This window comes from Streptomyces sp. GD-15H (assembly GCF_045291515.1).
Classification (GTDB): Bacteria; Actinomycetota; Actinomycetes; order Streptomycetales; family Streptomycetaceae; genus Streptomyces.
This window is the reverse complement of record NZ_CP149447.1, coordinates 3132651-3150358: the sequence shown is the minus strand read 5'-3', so window position 1 is coordinate 3150358 and position 17708 is coordinate 3132651. Positions and strand designations below refer to the sequence as shown.

The following is a 17708-nucleotide window of genomic DNA, read 5'->3' as shown; positions in this document are numbered from 1 at the left end:
GGCGGTCAGGCCATGGTAGGCAGATCCCGGGTTCACCGGGAAAACCTGTGGATAACCCTCTGACCTGCCACTTCACGGAGTGCAGGAGCAGACGGTCCCCGCTCGGCACAGCTCCTCGAACTACAGCGCTTCCTTGCGGGTGAGGTGGTTGAAGGCCAGCCATCCCGGCAGCACCGGCAGCCACAGGGTCAGCAGCCGGAACAGCAGCACCGCCGGCGCGGCGACCTCCTTGGGCAGCCCCACCGCGATCAGACCGACCGTCAGGGTCGCCTCGACCGCGCCCACACCGCCCGGGGTGGGCGCCGCCGACCCCAACGCGTTGCCCGCGAGGAAGACGACGGCGACACTGGCGATGCTGATCGAGGTCGTCTCGTCGCCGAACGCCCGGATGGAGGCGTCCAGACACATCACGAAGCAGGCGGTGAGCAGCAGCATGCCGCCGATGCCGGTGATCAGCTTCTGCGGGCGCTGCAGCACATCGAGCATCCGCGGCACGACACCCGCGAACAGCGACCGCACGCGCGTGACGACGAACTTCCGCAGGAACGGCACCGAGGTCACCACGAGCACCAGCACCGCCACCGTCAGCAGACCCGCGATGACCGTGCGGGACGGAGACAGCGACGGCGTCTTCTCGATACCCGTCAGATAGCCGAACGACAGCAGCATCAGGATGTGGCAGCCCAGCCCGAACAACTGCGACGCGCCGACACTCGCCACGGCGAGCCCCGGCCGTACCCCGGCGCGCTGGAGGAACCGGGTGTTCAGAGCGACACCGCCCACTGCCGCCGGGGCGACGATCTTCACGAAAGACCCGGCGACCTGCGCCGCCACCGTCCTGACGAACGGCACCCGCTCCGGGACGAACCCCAGCAGCGCCAGGGCGGCGGCGAAGTAGCTGCCCGCCGAGAACAGGACGGCGGCCGCCACCCAGCCCCACTCGGCGTTGGCGATCAGCGGTCCGAACTCGATGTGGGTGAGCTGCGTCAGCAGGAAGTACGCGCCGATGGCGCCGGCGATGAAACTGATCAGCGTGCGCGGACGCACCCGCTCCAGCCGGGCCGGCTCCACCGGCGCCTGCGGCCTGATCCGCAGCACCTCGTGCCGGATCTGCGTGAGCAGGTCCTCGTCGCGGGCCTCGTCCAGCGCCTCGTCGATGGCACGCTTCTCGGCCCGCTGTTCCGCCCGCATGGTCCTCTTGTCCGGCTTCCCGGCCGCGGCGAACCCGGCCGAGGGCCCTTCGGCGTGCTCCGCGGCCTGTTCCGCGCGGAACGGCTTGGCCTGCCGGGAGGCCTCCAGGACCGCCTCGCGGTCGCGCTGCGCCCGCTCCCGGGCGAGCCGGCGCAGGGTCCCGCGTGTGGAGCGGCTCAGCGCGATGGGCTGGAGCATCGGCAGGCAGTCCGCCACGGCGTCGGGCCCGAGCACACTCAGCGCGGAGGCCACCGCGCGTTCGGCGCCCACCCTGAGCCCGAGCGTCACCAGCAGTTGGGAGACGTCCATGCGCAGCAGCAGATCGCCGGCCGCGATCTCCCCTACGCGCAGGTCGGTGAGGATCACCCTGCCGGAACGATCCACCAGGATTGCGTCCCCGACCAGCCTGCGGTGCGCGATCCGGCGGGACTGCAACGCCTGCACCTGACGCCAGGTGCCACGCAGCAGCTCGTCGGTGATCTCCTCGTCCGGCAGCGAGTCCAGGGTGCGCCCGCCGCTGTGCTCGTAGACGAGCATCACCGCGTCGGGGCCGAGTTCGGAGGTCGCGATCAGCTTGGGCGCGTTGGCGCCGGCCGCGATGGCCGCGTACGCCAGCAGTGCCTCCTGCTCCAGTGCCTGGCGCAGGGACTGGAGGCTGCTGCGGGTGGCGAAGCCGCGCAGGGTCAGATTGCGCCACGCGCGGTAGAAGAAGCCCTGTGCCTGCTGCTCACGGTCGACCACCGTCACGTCCAGCGGCGGACCGTCCTCCAGGGTGACGAAGTACCGGCGGCCCCGGTCCCCGGCCTCGACGGCGTCCGGCGCCTCCTGGCGGGACGCGCTCACGGGATGGAAGCCGACGGTCCGCAGGCCCGCCATCAGGGTCTGTCCGGTGGGGCGCACATTGGGCGAACCGACCGCGTAGAGGGTGCCGTAGGCGACGGTCCAGCCGATCAGCACCGTCAGGATGATGGAGAACGGAGTCGTGTATCCGGTGACGAGCATCGAGAAGGCGTCGAGGAGCAGCACGACCCACAGCACCGCGCGCCATCTGGGTCTGCGGGACATGCCGACGGCCGTCATGTAGGCGATGACCGGCGCCAGGTAGCCGTGCACCGGATCGGTGAGGGCGTGGATGTCGCCGGGGGAGGGCTGGGTCAGCGCATCCTGGATCGAGCCGGGCGCGGCCCGCGCGACCCACAGATCGGTGGCGAGTGTCGCGCCGTGCGCGAGGACGGCGGCGAGCACCCCGTCGGCGATGCGCAGTCCGTCCCGTTTGATCAGCCGTTCGATGGCGAAGGCCACCGGCACGAGGAGGATCGCGATGCTGGAGGCCAGACCGGCGATCTTGATGAGCAGGTCGGGCGCCCGACCGGTGCCCTTGGTGATGTCCTGCTCCAGCCCCGAGGTGGTGCCGAGGGCGAAGGCGGCGACCGCCAGCAGCACCCCGACGGCGAGTACACCCACGACGAGCCGCATGAGATCGGACGGGCGGTGCACGCGCGCGGGGAGCAGGGGTTCGTCGCCCTCGACCTCGTCGCTGTGCGCCGGATCGGTGCCGCCGGGGTCCAGAGCTGCCTGCTTCCCGGCCGCCTCGGTGCCGGTGCCCTTCGCGTTGGCGTCCTGCGGGCCGGTGTTCTCGGTGTCCGGGCGCGACGAAGCGTCAGAGGTGCCCGCCGTGTCCCCGGGGTGCGCACCTTGCTGTTTCATCGCCTCTTCTTGCTCTCGTATCACCAGTCACCGCCCGCACGATGGTGGCATGCCGTACCGCCACAAGGGGGCATCAGGGTCCGCGTGCGGGGCCGCACAGTCTGCCCGAAGCACGGTCCCCGGGCGAGGCGTAAGCACGCGCGCGTGTAACCCGCCACATGGTCGGTCGCGTTGTCGGTGGGGTGGTACAGGATGGGCCGGATGAGTAAGGAGAGCCTTCCGTCCGACACCGGCCCCCAGCACGCGGACGCCCTGCCCGAGTACGCCGAGCGGGTCCTCGAGGTGGCCGAGCGGATCCCGCCGGGCCGCGTCATGACGTACGGCGACGTGGCCGAGTGGCTGGGGGAGGGCGGCCCCCGTCAGGTAGGGCGTGTGATGACGCTCTACGGCGGAGCCGTCCCGTGGTGGCGTGTCGTCCGCGCGGACGGTGTGCTGCTGCCGGGTCAGGAGCTGAGAGCCCTCGGCCACTACCGCGCGGAGGGCACTCCGCTCAAAGAGGCGAGCCGGGCCGCAGAAGGGCACCTGCCGCGCCTCGAGATGAAGCGCGCGCGGTGGGACGGCGGCGGCCACGCGGAGGGTCACACCAGCCAGCTTCCGGCATCGGGCGCACCGCCGGGTGACCTGTGATCCGTACGGGGGAAATGGGGCACGACCGTGCCATGACGTACGTTCGTGAAGCAAGTGACACGTGTGCCGCCAGTGTCGAGAGGAAAGAGTAGGAAGCCCTGCTTCCGTACTCTCCGTCGGCGTAGCGTCACCAGCACGTGTCCCCCTCGACCCCACGGCCACCGCCCACCGCACGCGGTGGAACGGCAACCAGCACACCCACCAGGACCGGCGAACCACGTGAGTTCCTCTTTCTCCACCAACGGCCTGTCGCACCCCCAGGTGCGGCGGGGGAACCGTGGCACTCATCGACTGGTTCGTACCCCGCCGACTCGCACGGCTCCCCCTCGCCTGGACGCCGCACAGCGTTCCGTGGTTGACCACAAGACCGGTCCGATGCTCGTTCTCGCAGGTCCAGGCACCGGGAAAACGACCACACTCGTCGAGTCCGTGGCCGCGCGCATCGCCCGTGGCGGTGATTCCGAACGCATCCTCGTGCTGACGTTCAGCCGCAGGGCGGCCGTCGAGCTGCGCGACCGCATGGCCCTGCGGACAGGAGCCGCACGCGCCCCGCAGGCGACCACGTTCCACTCGTTCTGCTACGCCCTGATCCGCGCCCACCAGGACAGCGATCTCTTCGTGGAACCGCTGCGACTGCTCTCGGGCCCCGAACAGGACGTCACCGTCCGTGAGCTGCTGGCCGGCCAGGCGGACCTCGAACGCCTCGGTCTGGCACACGTGCGCTGGCCGGACGAACTGCGGGCCTGCCTGACCACCCGCGGCTTCGCCGACGAGGTCCGCGCGGTGCTCGCCCGCAGCCGGGAGCTGGGCCTCGGCCCCGACGCCCTGGACGCCTTCGCCCGCCGCATCGGACGCCCCGACTGGCGCGCCGCCTCCGCCTTCCTCGCCGAGTATCTCGACGTCCTCGACCTGCAGGGCGTGCTCGACTACGCCGAACTGGTCCACCGCGCGGTGCTCCTCACCCGCCGCCCCGAGGTCGCCCGGCAGCTCGCCGCGCGGTACGACGCCGTGTACGTCGACGAGTACCAGGACACCGACCCGGCCCAGGTACGACTGCTGGACGCGCTGGCCGGCGGTGGCCGCACCCTGGTCGCGTTCGGCGACCCGGACCAGTCGATCTACGCCTTCCGGGGCGCGGACGTGAACGGCATCCTGGATTTCCCGGACGTGTTCCCCCGCGCGGACGGCGGCCCGGCCCCGGTCGAGGTGCTGCGCGTCTCGCGCCGCTCCGGCGCGGCCCTGTTGGCCGCCACCCGCCTGGTCACCCAGCGCATGCCGCTGACCCGCCTTCCCGCCGAGAAGGTCCGCGCCCACCGGGAACTCGCCCCGCTGCGGGACGGCGGACGGGCCGAGGTCTACACGTACCCGACCGCCGGTACGGAACTGGAGAACATCGCCGACATCCTGCGCAGGGCCCACCTGGAGGACGGCGTCGCCTGGAAAGACATGGCCGTCCTGGTGCGGGCCGGCTCCGCACCCTCCCCGTCGTCCGCCGCGCCCTCACCTCGGCCGGCGTCCCGGTGGACGTCGACGGCGACGACCTCCCCCTGCGCCACGAACCGGCGGTGGCCCCGCTGCTGACGGCCCTGCGGGCGGTGGCGACGGCGGAGGCGGCCGACGGCCCGGGACAAGAGCGGGAGCGGAGGCAGGGCCCGGTGCGGAAGGAGGGCCCGGAGCCGGGGGAGGGGCAGGAACAGGAACCGAGGGAACCGGATCGGCGAAAGTCCCGCTGGCTCGACACCGAAACCGCCCTCACCCTGCTCACCTCTCCGCTCGCCGGCATGGACGCCGCGGACCTGCGCCGCCTCGGCCGGGCCCTGCGCGAGGAGGAGCGGGCGGCGGGCAACCCACTGCCACCGCCCTCGGACGAACTCCTCACGCGGGCGCTGGCCGAACCCGAGCGGCTGGTCGTGCACGACCCCACGTACGCGCGTGGCGCCCAGCGGCTCGGCGCGCTGCTGCGCACGGCACGCGAGCGCCTGGCCGGCGGCGGCACCGCCGAGGAGGCGCTGTGGGACCTGTGGGACGGCACCCCATGGCCCGCACGCCTGGAACGCGCCGCCCGCCGGGGCGGCGCCGCCGGACGCCACGCCGACCGGGACCTCGACGCGGTGTGCGCCCTGTTCGCGACCGCGGCCCGCGCCGAGGAACGCACCGGCGGCCGGGGCGCCCTGAACTTCCTGGAGGAGATCGACGCCGAGGACATCGCCGCCGACACCCTCACCCGACGCGCCGTACGCTCCGACGCCGTACGGCTGATGACCGCGCACCGCGCCAAGGGCCTGGAGTGGCGGCTGGTCGTCGTGGCGGGCGTCCAGGAAGGCCTGTGGCCCGACCTCCGCCGCCGCGGCTCCCTGCTGGAGGCCGACCGCATCGGCCGCGACGGACTCGCCGAACCGCTCACCCCCGGCGCGCTCCTCGCCGAGGAACGCCGACTGTTCTACGTCGCGGCCACCCGCGCGCGTGAACGCCTCGTCGTGACGGCCGTGAAGGCCCCCGCCGACGACGGCGACCAGCCCTCCCGCTTCCTGACCGAACTCGGCGTCGAGCCCAAGGACGTCACCGGCCGCCCGCGCCGCCCGCTGTCCGTCGCCGCGCTCGTCGCCGAACTTCGCGCCACCACGGTCGACCCGCGCGTCTCCGACACTCTCAGGGAGGCCGCCGCCCACCGGCTCGCCCGGCTCGCCGCCCTCGCCGACGAGGACGGACGCCCACTGGTGCCGTCCGCACACCCCTACCGCTGGTGGGGCATGTACGAACCCACCCGGAGCAAGGTGCCCCTGCGCAGCCGCGACCAGCCCGTCGTGCTCTCCGGCAGCGCCCTCGACCAGCTCGCCCACACCTGCGCCCTGCAGTGGTTCCTCGGCCGGGAGGTGAAGGCCGACGCGCCCGCGACCGCCGCCCAGGGCTTCGGCAACGTGGTGCACGTCCTCGCCGACGAGGTGGCCTCGGGGCACACCCCGGCCGACCTCGCCGTCCTCATGGAACGTCTCGACTCCGTGTGGAGCGCGCTCGCCTTCGACGCGCCGTGGAAGTCGCAGCAGGAGAAGCAGGACGCGCGCGTGGCACTCGAACGCTTCCTGCAGTGGCACGTCATGGACCGCGCCGGACGCATCCCGGTGGCCAGCGAGCACGACTTCGACGTGAGCCTCGAGGCCGGCGACTACGAGGTCCGCATCCGCGGCCAGATGGACCGCGTCGAGGCCGACGGCGAGGGCCGCGCCTACGTCGTCGACTTCAAGACCGGCAAGCAGGCCCCCAGCTCCGCCGAGGTGGCCCGCCACCCCCAGCTCGCCGTCTACCAGCTCGCCGTCCAGGAGGGCGCCGTCGACGAGGTGTTCGACGGGGCACGCCCCGAGACGGGCGGTGCCGAACTGGTCCAGCTGCGCCAGGGCGCCGCCAAACGGGACGGCGGGGAGACCCTGCCCAAGGTGCAGGCCCAGGAGCCGCTGGAGGGGGAGTGGGTTGGCGACCTGCTCGCCACGGCCGCCGGCAAGGTCCTCGACGAACGCTTCACCCCGAGCACGGGCCAGCACTGCGCCCACTGCGCGTTCCGGGCCTCGTGCAGCGCCCGGCCCGAGGGGCGGCACGTGGTCGAGTGACGGGCGTGACGCATCGCACCGCCCACGCCGACCTGCGGTCCTCCGCTCCCGGCGCGCTGTCCGGCCTCGGGTGTCAGTGATCGCCGTTAGCCTCTACGATGTGCCCGCACCTCTCACCGATCCCGATCAGCTCAAGGAGCTCCTCGGCATCCCCTTCACCCCGGAGCAGACAGCCTGCATCGTCGCGCCTCCCGCTCCCCAGGTGATCGTGGCCGGAGCCGGCTCGGGCAAGACCACGGTGATGGCGGCACGCGTGGTGTGGTTGGTCGGCACCGGCCAGGTCGCCCCCGAACAGGTGCTCGGCCTCACCTTCACCAACAAGGCCGCCGGTGAACTCGCCGAACGCGTCCGCAAGGCGCTGATCAAGGCAGGCGTCACCGACCCGGACACCATCGACCCGGACAACCCGCCGGGCGAACCCGTGATCTCCACCTACCACGCCTTCGCGGGCCGCCTCCTGACCGACCACGGACTGCGCATCGGCCTCGAACCGGCCTCCCGCCTCCTCGCCGACGCCACCCGTTACCAGCTCGCCGCACGGGTCCTGCGCGAGGCCCCCGGCCCCTACCCGGCACTGACCCGCTCCTTTCCCGACCTGGTCGGCGACCTCCTCACCCTCGACGGCGAACTCTCCGAACACCTCGTACGGCCCGAGGACCTGCGCGGCCACGACACCGAGCTGCTGCGCACCCTGGAGAACACCAGGCTCACCAACGCCGACCTGCGCAAAGTGCCCGAAGCGGCCGCCGCGCGGCGCGAGCTCGCCGATCTCGTACTGCGCTACCGGGCCGCCAAACGCGAACGTGACCTGCTCGACTTCGGCGACCAGATCGCCCTCTCGGCGCGGCTCGCCCGGATCCCCGAGGTGGGCCGCGTCCTGCGTGACGAGTTCCGCGTGGTCCTCCTCGACGAGTACCAGGACACCTCGGTCGCCCAGCGCGTCCTGCTGGCCGGCCTGTTCGGCGGCGGCACCGGCCACCCGGTGACCGCCGTCGGCGACCCCTGCCAGGCGATCTACGGCTGGCGCGGTGCCTCCGTCGCCAACCTCGACGACTTCCCCGAGCACTTCGCCCAGGCCGACGGCAGCCCCGCCACCCGCCAGTCGCTCAGCGAGAACCGCCGCAGCGGCGGCCGCCTGCTGGACCTCGCCAACGGCCTCGCCGAGCCCCTGCGGGCCATGCACGCGGGCGTGGAAGCCCTCCGCCCGGCCCCGGGAGCCGAACGCGACGGCACCGTCCGCTGCGCCCTGCTGAGCACCCACGCCGAGGAACTCGACTGGATCGCCGACTCCCTCGCCCACCTCGTACGCACCGGGAAGGCGCCCGGTGAGGTCGCCGTCCTGTGCCGCACGGCGGCCGACTTCGCCGAGATCCAGAGCGCCCTCGTCGCCCGGGACGTACCCGTCGAGGTCGTCGGCCTGTCCGGGCTGCTGCACCTGCCCGAGATCGCCGACCTGGTCGCCGTCTGCGAGGTGCTCCAGGACCCCGGGGCCAACGCCTCGCTGGTCCGTCTGCTGACCGGCCCGCGCTGGCGCATCGGACCACGCGACCTCGCCCTGCTCGGGCGCCGCGCGCGGATGCTCGTGTCCCACGCGCGCGTGGACGGCGAGGACGACCCCGACCGCCGCCTCGCCGCAGCCGTCGAAGGGGTCGACCCGGCCGAGGTGATCTCACTCGCCGACGCCCTCGACACGTTCCTGGAGACGCCCCTGGACGGACAGGGCGACGACGGGCTGCCCTTCTCACCGGACGCGCGCGTGCGGTTCGCCCGGCTGGCCACCGAACTGCGTGACCTGCGCCGTTCACTGGCCGACCCGCTGATGGACGTCCTGCACCGCATCCTCGCCGTCACCGGCCTGGAGATCGAACTGTCGGCGTCCCCGCACGCCCTCGCCGCCCGCCGCCGCGAGACCCTGTCCAACTTCCTCGACATCGCCGCCTCCTTCGCCGCCGGGGACGGCGAGGCGACCCTGCTCGCCTTCCTCGGCTTCCTGCGCACCGCCGCCCAGTACGAGAAGGGCCTCGACAACGCGCTGCCGGGCGGCGAGAACACCGTCAAGGTGCTCACCGCGCACAAGTCCAAGGGCCTGGAGTGGGACGTCGTGGCCGTCCCCGGACTGGTCACCGGCACGTTCCCCAGCGGCCAGGGCCGCGAGAAGTGGACCGCACAGGGCAAGGTGCTGCCCCACGGGCTGCGCGGCGACGCCGACACCCTGCCCGACGTCGAGTCCTGGGATTCCAGGGGCCTGAAGGCCTTCCACAACTCCATGAAGGAGCACCAGCACACCGAGGAGCTCCGCCTCGGCTACGTCACCTTCACCCGCCCCCGCTCGCTGCTGCTCGGCTCCGGCCACTGGTGGGGGCCCTCGCAGAAGAAGCCGCGCGGGCCGTCCGCCTTCCTGCAGGCCCTCCACGACCACTGCGCCGCCGGGCACGGCGAGATCGAGGCCTGGGCGGACGAGCCCGCCGAGGACGACGAGAACCCCGCCCTGCACCGGGCCACCCAGGACCAGGTGTGGCCCCTCCCGCTGGACGACGACGCCCTCGCCCGCCGCCGCGCCGCCGCCGAAACCGTCCTGGCCCACCTGGAAAGCCTCGCCGGCCACTCGGACGACCACCCCACGGCCGTACACACCCCCGGCATCTACGCCGACCCGGACTGGCCCCCGCCACCGGACGACGAGTACCCCCCGCCCGAGGAGGGCGACCCCTTCGTGGACGACGACTCCGGCGACTGGGACTCCTGGACCACCGACCGTCCCACCGCCGACCGTCCCACCGCCGACCGTCCCACCGACAGCCGTCCCGACGACGGCTTCTCCGCCGACCGCCGCCCCACCGCCCCGCACCGGATTCCGCACCAGGCGACCGCTCCGGAGCCCTCCACACCTCGGCTCACCCCCGAGGAAGCCCGTGCCGTCGCCTCCTGGGACCGCGACCTCGACGCCCTCACCGGCGAACTGCTGCGCGCCCGCGACAGCGTCACCGAGGTCCCGCTGCCCGCGTCGCTGACCACGTCCCAGCTGCTGCGTCTGGCCGCCGACCCGGACGGCTTCGCCCGGGAACTGGCCCGCCCCATGCCACGCCCACCGCAGCCCGCCGCGCGCCGCGGCACCCGCTTCCACGCCTGGGTCGAGACCCGCTTCGAAGAACTGAAGCTGCCCATGCTCGAACCCGACGAGCTCCCCGGCAGCGAAGCCGAGATCGCCGACGAACACGACCTCGCGGCCCTCAAGGACGCCTTCGAACGCACCGAGTACGCCCGCCGCACGCCCTACCGCGTGGAGGCCCCCTTCCAGCTGGCGATCGCCGGCCGCGTCGTACGCGGCCGCATCGACGCCGTCTACCGGCAGGGCGACGGCGGGAAGGGAGACGGCGACGGCACCGGTCACGGGACGACGTACGAGATCATCGACTGGAAGACCAACCGCAACCGCACCGCCGACCCCCTCCAGCTCGCCGTCTACCGGCTCGCCTGGGCCGAGCAGCAGGGCGTCTCCCTGGAGTCGGTCACCGCCGCCTTCCTGTACGTACGCACCGGCGAGGTCGTACGCCCCGCCGTGCTGCCGGGCCGCGAAGCGCTGGAGCGGCTGCTGCTGGGGGAACCGTCCGGTGAGATACCGCACTCCGAGGACACCCCCGCGGGCCGATAGGCTCGAGACCATGAGCCAGCCCGTTGACAGTGCCGTCAGCGCCGTCCGTACGTACATCGAACAGCACCGCGCCGCCTTCCTCGACGACCTCGTCGAATGGCTGCGCATCCCTTCGGTGTCGGCCCAGCCCGATCACGCACCCGACGTGCGCCGCAGCGCCGACTGGCTCGCCGCCGAACTCACCGCGACCGGATTCCCGACCGCCGAGGTCTGGCCCACCCCGGGCGCCCCCGCCGTCTACGCCGAATGGCCCTCGGCCGACCCCGGGGCACCCACCGTGCTGGTCTACGGCCACCACGACGTGCAGCCCGCCGCCCGCGAGGACGGCTGGCACAGCGAGCCCTTCGAACCCGTCGTACGGGGCAACCGCCTCTACGCGCGCGGGGCGGCCGACGACAAGGGCCAGGTGTTCCTCCACACCCTCGGTGTGCGGACCCACCTCGCCACGACCGGCCGCACCACCCCCGCCGTGCACCTGAAGCTGCTGATCGAGGGCGAGGAGGAATCCGGCTCACCCCACTTCCGGGCACTCGTCGAGCGGCACGCCGACCGGCTCGCCGCCGACGCGGTGATCGTCTCCGACACCGGCATGTGGTCCGAGGACACCCCCACCGTGTGTACCGGCATGCGCGGCCTCGCCGAGTGCGAGATCCGGCTGCACGGCCCGGACCAGGACATCCACTCCGGTTCCTTCGGCGGCGCGGTGCCCAACCCGGCCACCGCCGTCGCCCGCATGGTCGCCGCCCTGCACGACGAACACGCGCGCGTGGCGATCCCCGGCTTCTACGACGGCGTCGTCGAGCTCACCGACCGCGAACGCGAACTCTTCGCCGAACTCCCCTTCGACGAGCGGGAGTGGCTGCGTACCGCCAAATCGCACGGCACCCGCGGCGAGACCGGATTCAGCACCCTGGAGCGCGTCTGGGCCCGCCCCACCGCCGAGGTCAACGGCATCGGCGGCGGTTACCAGGGCTCCGGCAGCAAGACGATCATCCCGTCCTCGGCGATGGTCAAACTGTCCTTCCGGCTGGTCGCCGGCCAGGACCCCGACCACATCGAGAAAGCCGTCCGCGACTGGACGGCGGGGCAGATCCCCGAGGGCATCCGCTGTGAGATCGTCTTCCGCCCCGCCACCCGCCCGTGCCTGACCCCGCTGGACCACCCCGCCCTCGAGTCCGTGGTCCGCGCCATGGGCCGCGCCTTCGGCAAACCCGTCCGCTTCACCCGCGAAGGCGGCTCCGGGCCGGCCGCCGACCTCCAGGACGTCCTCGGCGCACCGGTGCTCTTCCTCGGCATCTCCGTCCCGTCCGACGGATGGCACGCGCCCGACGAGAAGGTCGAAGTGGACCTCCTCCTCAAGGGCGTCGAGACCACCGCACACCTCTGGGGCGACCTCGCCGAGCACTGGCGGCGCGTGCCCTGAACGCCCTCGGGCCGCCCGGCCCCGGACGCCCGCGCGGGGCAGGCACACTGGAAGCACCCCAGTCGCCGCGTGTGCCGCCGGACCCGGTCGCCTCCCGCCGTACGTCCCGCCGAACCAACCGCCGACCCAATCCGTTCCCCCGGGGGAGTTGGAAGCACCCGTGACCACTTGGACCGACCACATCGCCGACCGCCCCGTCTCGCTCACCGCCCCGAGCGGTATCAACCGCGCCGCCCACCACCGGCTCGACGAAGCATGGCTCGCGGCGGCCTGGAGCCACCCCTCGACGCGCTGCTTCGTGGTCTCCGGCGGCCAGGTCCTCATCGACGAGACGACGGACGGCCGCACCGAACTCGTCATGACACCCTCCTTCGAGGCGCCGCTCACCGAAGCGCACCGCTACTTCCTCGGCACCGACGAGGACGGCGTCAGCTACTTCGCCCTGCAAAAGGACGCCCTGCCGGGCCGCATGGACGACTCCGCCCGTCCGGCAGGACTGCGCGAGGCCGGGCTGTTCCTGTCACCACGCGACGCGGGCCTGATGGTGCACGCGGTCGCCCTGGAGAACTGGCAGCGCCTGCACCGCTTCTGCTCCCGCTGCGGCGAGCGCACCGTCATCGCCGCGGCCGGCCACATCCGCCGCTGCCCCGCCTGCGGCGCCGAGCATTACCCGCGCACCGACCCCGCCGTGATCATGTCCGTCGTCGACGAGCACGACCGCATCCTGCTCGGCCGCCAGGTCCACTGGCCCGAGGGCCGCTTCTCGACACTCGCCGGCTTCGTCGAGCCGGGCGAAGCCATCGAGCAGTCGGTGCGCCGCGAGGTCCACGAGGAGGTCGGCATCAGCGTCGGCGAGGTCGAGTACATCGCCAGCCAGCCCTGGCCGTTCCCCTCCAGCCTCATGCTGGGCTTCGTCGCCCGCGCCACCTCGACCGACATCAACGTCGACGGCGACGAGATCCACGAGGCCCGCTGGTTCTCCCGGGACGAACTGGGCGCCGCCTTCGAGGCCGGCGAGGTGCTCCCGCCCTACGGCATCTCGATCGCGGCCCGCCTGATCGAGCGCTGGTACGGCAAGCCCCTCCCGACCCGCCGCACCTTCTGACACCCGGGAGTGGGGTGGGCGCCCCTTGACGAGGGGCGCCCACCCCACTCCCGGTGAGCCACTCGCTCAGCCGTCGGTCTTCTGCTTCACCTGCGCCAGCGACGGGTTGGTGAGCGTCGGGCCATCCGGGAAGAGCACGGTGGGCACGGTCTGTCCATGTCCCTCCTGCCTGTGGCGGCCAGGAGGGCCGCCCATGTCTTGGGGAGGGGCAAGGGTGAGCGACAAGCCCAGGGCGCTCGGCGCGGTCCGTCCGTCTGTAGGCGACGAAAACCAGACCGGCGAGGAAACGCGGCGCACACGCATCAGCAAGCGGGCGGACGCCGAAGGCATGGAGCCGGTCGACTTCGCCGTGGACATCGACGTGGCGGCGTCGATCTCGCCGTGGACGCGTCCGTCTCCGGGCAACTGGCTCAACAACAAGGTGGCTGGAGTCGGGGCTGCTCGGAGAGATCGGCCACCTGGAACGGATGGAGTCGACGACGACCATCGACGACAGCCGCGCGGCGAAGCGCGCCGTGAGCGACGGCAGGACGAATCGGCTCCTCAAGGGACTCCAGCAGGACGAGAACAGCGCCGTCGCATACGCCTCGCGGGCCGCCAGCCTCGCCCAGGAACGCGAGAAGGCCACCGGCCAGGAGGGGCCGAAGCCCGTGACGTGTGGAGGGGAGCGGAGAGAGCCACGCGGAGTGCCGGCAGCGGTCGGGCGTCGACGAGCGCCGGGAGTTCCTGAAGAAGCACAAGGTGAAGGTGTACGTCCGGCCCGGTGTCCTTGCCGCCGGCCCAGGCGACCTCAGTGCACCCTTGCGCCGTCGCCAAGGAGCGGCGAGAGAGCCTGATGTCCCGTGCCATCGCTCCTTGGCCGTGTGCCACCGAAGTGCGAGTGGCCGCGGGGCCTTCCTGGCGAGGAGCGGAACGGGGCGCGGAGCCGCGGCTCCAACGGCGTTCAGGGTCGGGATGCGGCGACCTCGACTCCGAACCCGATCAGGACGACACCTGTGATGCGGTCCGAGGTGCGTCGTACGGCAGGCTTCTCGAAGAAGGCGCGGGCCTTGGCCAGCACCAGCACGTAGCTGCCGAGCCAGACGAGCGTGAGGGTCGCGTGGATGAGGAACAGCAGGGTCATCCCAAGGTGGGGCGAGAAGCCGGACGGCGCGAGCGTGGGCAGGAGGCCGGTGTAGAAGACCGCGATCTTCGGGTTGAAAACGTTGCTGACCAGTCCCGTGCGCCACGGGTTGCCGGACGGAGACGGGACGTTTACCGCCGAAGCCACCGAACGGCTGCGCCGACTTTGCAGCAGAGCCTGGATACCCAGAAACCCGAGGTACACGGCCCCGGAGAGCTTGACGATCGTGTAGGCAGTGGCGGACGCCGCCAGGACGGCGGCCAGGCCGATCACGGTCAGCACACCCCAGATGAGCAGTCCCGCCGCGATACCACCGACCGTGCGAAGACCGTCCTGCCAGCCGGACGCAATGGCTCGCTTCGTCACCACCGCCATGTCCGGGCCGGGAACCATGGTCAGGACAGCGAGCACACCCGTGGCCGCAAGGAACTGAACAAACATGGGCCCAGCCTCGCACCGGGGAACACGCGGAGGCGCCCCCTCCGGCGACCTCGGCCGGAGGGGGCGCAACGCTGGGGAGCGTCAGACCGCCAGAGCCTGCTTCACCTGGGCGAGGCTCGGGTTCGTCATCACGACCTCGTCACCACCGGTGGCGGGAACTACCCGAACGGTGGGTACCGTCTGGTTTCCGCCGTTCGCCTTCTCCACGAAGGCGGCGGAGTCCGGGTCCTGCTCGATGTTGATCTCGGTGTACGCGATGCCCTCGCGGTCCATCTGACCCTTCAGACGGCGGCAGTAGCCGCACCACGTGGTGCTGTACATCGTCACAGTGCCCGGCATGTCTCTCGTGCTCCTTCGGCTGCTCGGGGAAATCCTCGATGGGGGAGGAACGTACTTGAAAGCGCCAGCATTCCCCTGCGGCGTGATCCACCCCGCATCCGCCCTGGCGCTCCCGTGTGACGCCCGCTGCATTGGTATGACCGCGAGGCCCTGCCTGTGGACAACCGGCTCACCTGTCTCCGGCGACCTGGCAGCATGGCGGTGTGACAGCAGCAACGCACTCCCCTCTGTTCCCGCGGGTACCGGACTCGGCCGACGCGGTGCTCGAAGGGCTCGACCCCGAGCAGCGCGAGGTGGCCACCGCCCTGCACGGCCCGGTGTGCGTGCTGGCGGGCGCCGGTACCGGCAAGACCAGGGCGATCACCCACCGGATCGCCTACGGGGTGCGCGCCGGCATCCTCCAGCCCTCCAGCGTGCTCGCCGTCACCTTCACCAACCGCGCCGCCGGGGAGATGCGTGGCCGGCTGCGCCAGCTCGGCGCCGCCGGAGTCCAGGCCCGCACCTTCCACTCGGCGGCGCTCCGCCAGCTCCAGTACTTCTGGCCGAAAGCGGTCGGTGGTTCCCTGCCCCGGCTGGTCGACCGGAAGATCCAGCTCGTCGCCGACGCGGCCGCCGCCTGCCGCGTCCGCCTCGACCGGGGCGAGCTGCGGGACGTCACCGCCGAGATCGAGTGGTCCAAGGTCACCCAGACCGTCCCCGCCGACTACCCGCCCGCCGCGGCCAAGGCCGCGCGTGAGGCGCCCCGCGACCCCGTCGAGATCGCGCAGCTCTACGCCGCCTACGAGGACCTCAAGCGGGAGCGCGGGGTCATCGACTTCGAGGACGTGCTGCTGCTCACCGTGGCCGTCCTGCAGGACCGGCGGGACATCGCCGAACAGGTCCGCGCCCAGTACCAGCACTTCGTCGTCGACGAGTACCAGGACGTCAGCCCGCTCCAGCAGCGGCTGCTGGAACTCTGGCTCGGCGACCGGGAGAACCTGTGCGTGGTCGGTGACGCCAGCCAGACGATCTACTCGTTCACGGGCGCAACGCCCGACCATCTGCTCGACTTCCGCACCAAGCATCCCGGTGCCACCGTCGTGAAACTGGTCCGTGACTACCGTTCCACCCCTCAGGTCGTCCACCTCGCCAACGGTCTGCTCGCGCAGGCGCGTGGTCGTGCCGCCGATCATCGGCTGGAACTGGTCTCCCAGCGCGGTCCGGGACCCGAGCCGGTCTTCGCCGAGTACCCCGACGAACCCGCTGAGGCCGAGGGCGCCGCGCGCCGGATCAGCGAACTGATCGACGCGGGTGTCCGGCCCAGTGAGATCGCTGTGCTGTTCCGCACGAACTCCCAGTCCGAGACCTACGAGCAGGCCCTCGCGGACGCCTCGGTGCCGTACCAGCTGCGTGGCGCCGAACGCTTCTTCGACCGCCCGGAGGTGCGCAAGGCGGGTGTCGCCCTGCGGGGGGCGGCCCGTTTCGGCGGTAACGACAGCATCCTCGACGATGTCGTCGACCTGCCCTCCCAGGTGCGTGCCGTGCTGTCCGGCCAGGGCTGGACGGCCCGGCCGCCGGCGGGCTCGGGGGCGGTGCGGGAGCGCTGGGAGTCGTTGGCCGCTCTGGTGAACCTCGCCCAGGACTTCGCCGCCGCGAGACCGGGTGCCACCCTCGCCGATCTCGTCGCCGAACTCGACGAGCGGGCCGGTGCCCAGCACGCCCCGACCGTGGAGGGCGTCACGCTCGCCTCGCTGCACTCGGCCAAGGGCCTCGAGTGGGACGTCGTCTTCCTGGTCGGTGTCGCCGAGGGGATGATGCCGATCACCTACGCAAAGACCGACGAGCAGATCGAGGAGGAGCGTCGGCTCCTCTATGTCGGTGTCACCCGGGCGCGCGAGCGTCTCCATGTCTCCTGGGCGCTCTCCCGTTCGCCCGGCGGGAGGGCGAACCGCCGGGCCAGCCGCTTCCTCGACGGGTTGCGTTCCGGTTCGACGGCCGCGGGTGGCCGGGGTGGTGCGGGAGCAACGGGGGGAGCGGGAGGTGTGGAGCGTGGTGTGTCCGGGGCGGCCGCGTCCACCTCTGTGGCCCCGGGCCCTCGACGCAGGCAGCGCAGCCCTGCCCGATGCCGGGTCTGCGGCCGCACACTGACGGACGCGGGCGAGATGAAGTTGATGCGCTGCGAGGACTGCCCCTCGGACATGGACGAGGGCCTCTACGAGCGGCTGCACGACTGGCGCGGCGAGCAGGCGCGGCGCAGCGGACAGCCGGCCTTCTGCGTCTTCACGGACAAGACGCTGATGGCCATCGCCGAGGCGGTCCCCGAGGACGCGGCGGGGCTTGCTCGCATCCCCGGGGTGGGGATGCGCAAACTGGGCCGCTACGGAGCCGACGTACTGGCCATATGCGCAGGCGGAGACGGGGCGCATGACAAGGATCAGGACTGATTCCAACTCGTCCAGAAAATAGTTTGCGCATGCCCCGGGGATCCCCATAGGTTCTTAGGCACGGGAACGGCGGCC

At 72.1% G+C, this 17708-nt stretch carries 8 protein-coding genes and 2 pseudogenes; 6 read left to right on the top strand and 4 right to left on the bottom strand.

What is annotated here, in order from left to right; genetic code table 11:
* Positions 1-120: 120 nt before the first annotated feature.
* Positions 121-2898, bottom strand: a complete 2778-nt coding sequence (locus WJ438_RS14505; protein WP_406725612.1) for a lysylphosphatidylglycerol synthase domain-containing protein — start codon at positions 2896-2898, stop codon at positions 121-123.
* A gap of 201 nt (positions 2899-3099) precedes the next feature.
* On the opposite strand from WJ438_RS14505, the gene WJ438_RS14500 reads away from it, so the two are divergent.
* The 5 genes and pseudogenes from WJ438_RS14500 to nudC all read left to right on the top strand — a co-directional run bounded on the left by WJ438_RS14500 (position 3100) and on the right by nudC (position 13307).
* Positions 3100-3525, top strand: coding sequence for an MGMT family protein (locus WJ438_RS14500; protein WP_406725611.1), 426 nt, complete (start codon positions 3100-3102; stop codon positions 3523-3525).
* Positions 3526-3876: 351 nt separating this feature from the next.
* A pseudogene (locus tag WJ438_RS14495) lies at positions 3877-7127 on the top strand (ATP-dependent helicase).
* 100 nt (positions 7128-7227) lie between these two features.
* Positions 7228-10779, top strand: coding sequence for a UvrD-helicase domain-containing protein (locus tag WJ438_RS14490; RefSeq protein WP_406725610.1), 3552 nt, complete (start codon positions 7228-7230; stop codon positions 10777-10779).
* Between the two features lie 10 nt (positions 10780-10789).
* The gene (locus WJ438_RS14485; protein ID WP_406725609.1) at positions 10790-12202 is read left to right on the top strand and encodes a dipeptidase; all 1413 of its coding nucleotides are present in this window, start codon (positions 10790-10792) and stop codon (positions 12200-12202) included.
* Between the two features lie 148 nt (positions 12203-12350).
* Complete coding sequence (nudC, locus tag WJ438_RS14480; protein ID WP_406725608.1) at positions 12351-13307, top strand: NAD(+) diphosphatase; 957 nt, start codon at positions 12351-12353, stop codon at positions 13305-13307.
* A 66-nt stretch (positions 13308-13373) separates the two neighbouring features.
* Here nudC and WJ438_RS14475 read toward each other — a convergent pair.
* The 3 genes and pseudogenes from WJ438_RS14475 to WJ438_RS14465 all read right to left on the bottom strand — a co-directional run.
* Positions 13374-13469, bottom strand: a pseudogene (locus WJ438_RS14475) (NrdH-redoxin); the annotation flags it as partial.
* A gap of 781 nt (positions 13470-14250) precedes the next feature.
* On the bottom strand, positions 14251-14871 hold the full coding sequence (locus WJ438_RS14470; RefSeq protein WP_406725607.1) for a LysE family translocator: 621 nt from the start codon (positions 14869-14871) through the stop codon (positions 14251-14253).
* Between the two features lie 81 nt (positions 14872-14952).
* Complete coding sequence (locus WJ438_RS14465; protein WP_406725606.1) at positions 14953-15210, bottom strand: mycoredoxin; 258 nt, start codon at positions 15208-15210, stop codon at positions 14953-14955.
* 203 nt (positions 15211-15413) lie between these two features.
* Here WJ438_RS14465 and WJ438_RS14460 point away from each other — a divergent pair, with 203 nt between their 5' ends.
* Complete coding sequence (locus tag WJ438_RS14460; protein ID WP_406725605.1) at positions 15414-17633, top strand: ATP-dependent DNA helicase UvrD2; 2220 nt, start codon at positions 15414-15416, stop codon at positions 17631-17633.
* The last annotated feature ends 75 nt before the right edge of the window (positions 17634-17708 follow it).